At 70.3% G+C, this 5,690-nt stretch carries 7 protein-coding genes; 5 read left to right on the plus strand and 2 right to left on the minus strand.

The genetic code is table 11. The features are described 5' to 3' along the window. The 3 genes from RMO30_RS07975 to RMO30_RS07985 all read left to right on the plus strand — a co-directional run. A partial coding sequence (locus RMO30_RS07975) for a ComEC/Rec2 family competence protein (RefSeq protein ID WP_309711690.1) occupies nt 1-2,234 on the plus strand: 2,234 nt, incomplete at its 5' end. A 10-nt stretch (nt 2,235-2,244) separates the two neighbouring features. Further along, nucleotides 2,245-3,273 (plus strand): DNA polymerase III subunit delta, encoded by a 1,029-nt coding sequence (holA, locus tag RMO30_RS07980; protein ID WP_309711693.1) that lies wholly within the window; start codon nt 2,245-2,247, stop codon nt 3,271-3,273. Beyond that, complete coding sequence (locus RMO30_RS07985; RefSeq protein WP_309711696.1) at nt 3,273-3,698, plus strand: GNAT family acetyltransferase; 426 nt, start codon at nt 3,273-3,275, stop codon at nt 3,696-3,698. The genes holA and RMO30_RS07985 overlap by 1 nt, the downstream gene beginning before the upstream one ends. Nucleotides 3,699-3,753: 55 nt before the next feature. Here RMO30_RS07985 and rpsT read toward each other — a convergent pair whose 3' ends face one another. After that, nucleotides 3,754-4,056, minus strand: a complete 303-nt coding sequence (gene rpsT / locus RMO30_RS07990) for a 30S ribosomal protein S20 (protein ID WP_309711699.1) — start codon at nt 4,054-4,056, stop codon at nt 3,754-3,756. A gap of 213 nt (nt 4,057-4,269) precedes the next feature. On the opposite strand from rpsT, the gene RMO30_RS07995 reads away from it, so the two are divergent. Continuing rightward, a complete protein-coding gene (locus RMO30_RS07995) occupies nt 4,270-4,596 on the plus strand; it encodes a hypothetical protein (protein ID WP_309711700.1) in 327 nt (108 codons plus the stop codon). Nucleotide 4,597: 1 nt separating this feature from the next. Here the strand turns inward: RMO30_RS07995 and RMO30_RS08000 are convergent, their stop codons facing one another. Continuing rightward, nucleotides 4,598-5,086, minus strand: coding sequence for an NUDIX domain-containing protein (locus tag RMO30_RS08000; RefSeq protein ID WP_309711703.1), 489 nt, complete (start codon nt 5,084-5,086; stop codon nt 4,598-4,600). Between the two features lie 51 nt (nt 5,087-5,137). On the opposite strand from RMO30_RS08000, the gene RMO30_RS08005 reads away from it, so the two are divergent. After that, nucleotides 5,138-5,690: GTP-binding protein (locus tag RMO30_RS08005; RefSeq protein ID WP_309711706.1), on the plus strand; the 553-nt coding region annotated here is incomplete at its 3' end.

Here is a 5,690-nt window from a genome sequence, read left to right on the forward strand (position 1 = left end):
CCGCTCGTTGGAGGCTGCTGCCCGCCGCGGCGCTGAGCTGGCTGGCCGCGGGGGTCGTCATCGGGGTGCCGGATGCGGCCCCCGCGGCGACGATGATCGGCGCGGTCGTCGCGGGCGGGCTTGCCGTTGCGGCACTTCGGGTGCGCATCCTCGTTCTGCCGGCCGTCGCGGCGGGGGCCGCCACGCTGGTGCTCGGTGCCGTCGCCATGGCGGCGCCGACGCGCGCCCCCGCCGACCTTCTCGAGGCGGCGGAGTCGGGGCGATCGCTCGAACTCGACGTGGTCGTCGGCGGCCGGGCCGAGGAGGATCGCTTCGCCGGAGTCATTGCGGGCACCTCGGCACCGGTGCTCGTGTTCGCCGACCCCGGAACGTCGGTACCCATCGGGTCGACCGTCGCCCTGCGCGGCGAGCTCGAGCGCACCGAGGCGGGGGAGGATGTCGCGTTCCTGCTGTTTCCGCGCGGCGACCTCGAGGTCGTGCAGGAGCCGCCGCCTCTGCTGGCGTGGGCGCACGGCATCCGCTGGTCGTTCCTCGACGCGAGCCGAGGATTGCCCGAACCGGGCGGCGGGCTGCTGCCGGGGCTCGCGATCGGCGACACGACGCGGGTGCCCGAGTCGCTCGACGCGGCGATGAAGGCGTCGAGCCTGAGTCACCTCACGGCGGTGTCGGGCGCGAACTGCGCCATCGTCGTGGGAGCCGTTCTCGCGATTACCGCACTTCTCCGTGCCGCGCTGCCTGTGCGGATCGGGGTCGCGGCGGTCGCGTTGCTCGGATTCGTGGTGCTCGTCACCCCCGAGCCGAGCGTCCTGCGTGCCGCGGTGATGGCGGGTCTCGCACTCGGGGCCGTCGCCCTGGGTCGTCCGGCGCTCGGGGTGCCCGTGCTGTGCGCCGCCGTTATCGTGCTGCTGATCGCCGATCCGTGGCTGTCGCGTTCCTACGGCTTCGCGCTTTCCGCTCTCGCGACGGCCGGGTTGCTGATGCTCGCGGGGCCACTCGCGGCCGAACTGACGCGGGTGTTGCCCGGATGGCTCGCGACGGTGCTGAGCGTGCCGCTGGCCGCACAACTCGCGTGCCAACCCGTCATCCTGCTGCTCGATCCGTCGTTGCCGTTGTACGGGGTGCCCGCCAACCTGCTCGCCGCTCCGGCGGCGCCGCTGGCGACGATGCTCGGCCTGATGGCGTGCCTGCTCGGGGCGCTGGCGCCGCCGCTCGGGGTCGCAGTCGCGTGGCTCGGTTGGCTGCCCGCATCCTGGATCGCCGCGGTCGCGACCCTCTTTGCTGGGCTGCCGGGCGCGCGCGGGGTCTGGCCCGGCGGCCCGGGTGGGGTGGCACTGCTGGTCGCGATCGAAGCGGCGGCACTCGTCGCGATCCTGGGGATGGGGAGACCGCGCCGCATCGCGAGGGCGGTGAGCATGGTCGCTCTGGTCGCCTACGTCGCGGCCGCAGTCGGGGGAGCGGTGGTGACCCGGGCTGGTCGCCCCGCCGACTGGCAGTACGCGATGTGCGACGTCGGGCAGGGTGATGCGACGCTCGTGCGCAGCGGGGATGCCGTCGCGCTCATCGACCTCGGGCCCGAGTCGGCACCACTGCGAGCCTGCCTCGACGACCTCGGCATCCACAGGCTCGACCTCGTCGTGCTCACCCACTTCGACCTCGACCACATCGGGGGAGCAGATGCCGTGCTCGGCCGCGCGGACGCCGTCATCATCGGACCGCCCGCGGATGCCGAAGACGAGCGACTGATTGCGGAGTTTGCGGCCGCGGGTGCGCAGGTGACCTCGGTCGACCGCGGCGATCGCGGAACGTTCGGCTCGCTGGCGTGGGAGGCGCTCTGGCCGCCGCCCCGCGGGGTCACCCCCGGAAACGAAGCGAGCATGGCGGTGCGCTGGACGTGTCTGATCGAGGAGCCCTGCCTGTCGGCGGTCATGCTGGGCGACCTCGGTGAGGAAGCGCAGCACCGACTGGCGGGAGCCGTCGAGGTCACGCGGGTCGACGTCGTGAAGGTCGCCCACCACGGTTCCGCCGACCAGTCGGCGGGGCTGTACGAGCACCTCGACGCGACGGTCGGCCTGATCGGCGTCGGTGCCGACAACGGCTACGGCCACCCGACGCAGGGGTTGCTCGGCATCCTCGCAGCGACCGGCACGACACCGCTGCGGACCGACCTCAACGGCCTCATCCTCATCGCCCCGGGTGACAGTCCCGGCGAGGTCGAGGTCTGGACCGCGCGGTAGCCTGAAGAAGATGGCGACCACCCCTTCTCGCGGCCGCGGCGCTCCGGCCCGCGCGGCGATCCCGCAGCTCCCGTGGGATCAGGTGCGTCCCGCGCCTGTCGTGCTGGTCAGCGGAACCGAGACGGTGCTGGCCGACCGTGCGATCCGCTTGCTGCGCGACATCCTGCGTGCTGAAGACCCGAGCCTCGAGGTGTCCGACATCGATGCCGGTGCCTATTCGCCGGGCGAGCTGATCACGCTCGCCAGCCCCAGCCTGTTCGCCGAGCCCCGGCTCATCCGGGTCGAGAACGTCGACAAGATGACGGATGCCTTCCTCGACGAAGCGTTCGCCTACCTGCAGGCGCCCGCCGACGAAACCTACGTCGTGCTGCGCTACCCGAGCGGCACCCGCGGCAAGAAGCTGCTCGACGCGGTGCGGGCCGGCACCGGCGGCGGCATCGAGATCATCTGCGCGGAACTGAAGCGCGACAGCGACAAGCAGGACTTCGTGGCCGCCGAGTTCGCCGCCGCCCGCCGCAAGATCACCGGCCCCGGCCTGCGCGCCCTCGTCAGCGCCTTCTCCGACGACCTCGCCGAACTCGCCGCGGCGTGTCAACAGTTGCTCGCCGACACGACCGACGACGTCACGGAAGAGACCGTCGGCAAGTACTACGGCGGTCGCGTCGAGACCACGGCCTTCGCCGTCGCGGATGCCGCCATCGCCGGCCACCACGGCGAAGCGCTCGGCCTCCTGCGGCACGCGCTCGCCTCCGGCGCCGACCCGGTTCCGATGGTCGCGGCCGTCGCGAGCAAGATCCGCACGATGGCGAAACTGGCCGGGCAACGCGGTTCGTCGAACGAGCTCGCCCAACGCTTCGGCCTCGCCCCGTGGCAGGTCGACCGCGCCAAGCGCGACCTGCAGGGCTGGACGGATGCCGGCCTCGGCCGCGCCATCCAGACCCTTGCCGAAGCGGACGCTCAGGTGAAGGGCGGGGGCCGCGATCCGGTCTACGCGCTCGAGGTGATGATCGCGCAGCTCAGCGACCGCTCCCGGCGCTGATGGCCGTCGACATCCGGCCGTTCGATGCGGCCGACGAAGACGCCGTCGTCGCGCTGTGGGAGGCGTGCGGGCGCGGGCGTCCGTGGAATGATCCGCGTCGCGACATCGCCCGCAAGCTGACCGTGCAGCCGGAGCTGTTTCTGGTCGCCGTTGATGGGGACGAGGTTGTCGGCACCGGGATGGCCGGTTTCGACGGGCATCGGGGTTGGGTGAACTACCTCGCGGTGGCGCCCGACCGACGTCAGTCCGGTATGGGCACCGTGCTCATGCGCGCCTTCGAGGAGCGGCTTCTCGCGCTCGGCTGCCCGAAGGTCAACCTTCAGGTGCGCGAGGGCAACGAGGACGTGCTCGCCTTCTACGCGCGGCTCGGCTACACCGACGACGCGGTCGTCTCGTTAGGCAAGCGGCTCATCCCCGACGACTGATCGGCGGGAACGACGAAGGCCCCCATCCCGCAGGATGAGGGCCTTCGCGAAAGTGTTACTTGGCGGCAGCTGCCTTGGGGGCCTTGGGTGCCTTGACCGGAAGAGCCGCGACGGCCTTGGCGATCGCCGACTTGCGGTTGGCGGCGTTGTTGGCGTGGATGACGCCCTTGCTGGTCGCCTTGTCGAGCTTCTTGGTGGCGACAGCCAGCGCGGCCTGTGCCTTGGCGGTGTCGCCCGCAGCGATTGCCTCGCGGGTGACGCGGACGGCGGTCTTGACCTCGCTCCGGACCGCCTTGTTGCGCTCCTGAGCCTTCTTGTTGGTGCCGATGCGCTTGATCTGCGACTTGATGTTGGCCATGCCTGTGCTTTCGTTCGAACGGAAGGTATCTACGCTGTCCGGAGCGGTAGAGGGGCGCTTCCGGCGAATCGCGTGGGAGGAAAAGACCACGCGGAAACCAAGGGGCTACGTTACCGGATCGCGGGAGGCAGGGCAATGTGGGTGGTGCGCCTGAGGGCGGATCCGGGGGTTCGCCCCACTGTGCAGCTCGACGCCCCCTCGTAGTTTCGAGACATGACCACAGAAACTCTCACCCCGTCGATCGAGTCGACGGGCCCCGCCACCGCTCCCGCGACGACCGAGACCAACACCTACAGCGTTCTCGGCCTCGTGCTCTCCATCCTCTCCATCCCGACCGGGATGGGTCCGCTCGCGATCGCCGGCGTCATCCTGGGCTTCATCGCCCGGGGCAAGGAGCCCGCGTCGGTGACGACCGCCAACTGGGCGATCATCGTCGGCCTGCTCTCGCTGTTCGGCTGGGTCATCCTCGCCGTCATCGGCTTCGTGATGTTCGCGCCGTTCGCGCTCGGCGCCTGGGCCGCCGGTTGGTACTGGGTCTGACCTAACCGTTCCACGAGAGGGGTTCGCGACTGAAGTACGCGGGCCCCTCTTCGCGGAGTGCGTGCTGCACCCGCGCCGTCATCTCGTCGCCCATGGGCGGCATCCCGTCGAGCGGGAACCAGGCGACCTCGCTCGCTTCGCCGTCGACCGGCATCGGCTCGCCGCCGAGATACCGGCAGCGGAACGTCAGGTCGAGGTAGCGCGCTTCGTCGCCGTTCTCGTAGCGGATCGGCCGCGTCACCCAGGTCGACGCGAGCCACTGCACCTCGATGCTGACGTTCGCCTCCTCGAGCGCTTCCCGCACCAGGGTCACGGCCGGCTCTTCACCGGGGTCGATGATCCCGGTGATCGGGGTCCATGCCCCGGTGTCGGAACGCCGGATCAGCAGGATGCGGTCACCGTCGACCACGACCGCCGTTGCACCCGCCAACCAGAGCGGCGTCTGCCCGATCTTCTCGCGGAGGTCTTTCACGAAGTCGGGGATCGGCATCCGTCGATCGTCGCACGGCCGAGGGCTGTCGGTCTGAGACAATGACACGTCATGCTCCGCGCCAGCTCTCCCTTGCCTCCGGCCGCGACCGACCCGTCGCGCATCCGGAACTTCTGCATCATCGCCCACATCGATCACGGCAAGTCGACCCTCGCCGACCGCATGCTCGGCGTGACCGGCATCGTGAGCGACCGCGACATGCGCGCGCAGTACCTCGACCGCATGGACATCGAGCGTGAGCGCGGCATCACCATCAAGAGCCAAGCCGTGCGGATGCCGTGGGCCGTTGACGGCGCGACGTACGCCCTCAACATGATCGACACCCCGGGGCACGTCGACTTCACCTACGAGGTGTCGCGGTCACTCGCCGCCTGCGAAGGCGCGATCCTGCTCGTCGATGCGACGCAGGGCGTCGAGGCACAGACCCTCGCGAACGTGTACCTCGCGATCGAGAACGACCTCGAGATCATCCCCGCGTTCAACAAGATCGATCTGCCGAGCGCAGACGTCGATCGCGTGAAGCGCGAGGTCGAGGAAGGCATCGGCCTCGACTGCACCGAGACGCTCCCCGTGTCCGGCAAGACCACCGCAAACTCGTCGCCGC

The organism is Pseudolysinimonas sp. (assembly GCF_031389465.1).
Taxonomy (GTDB): domain Bacteria; phylum Actinomycetota; class Actinomycetes; order Actinomycetales; family Microbacteriaceae; genus Pseudolysinimonas_A.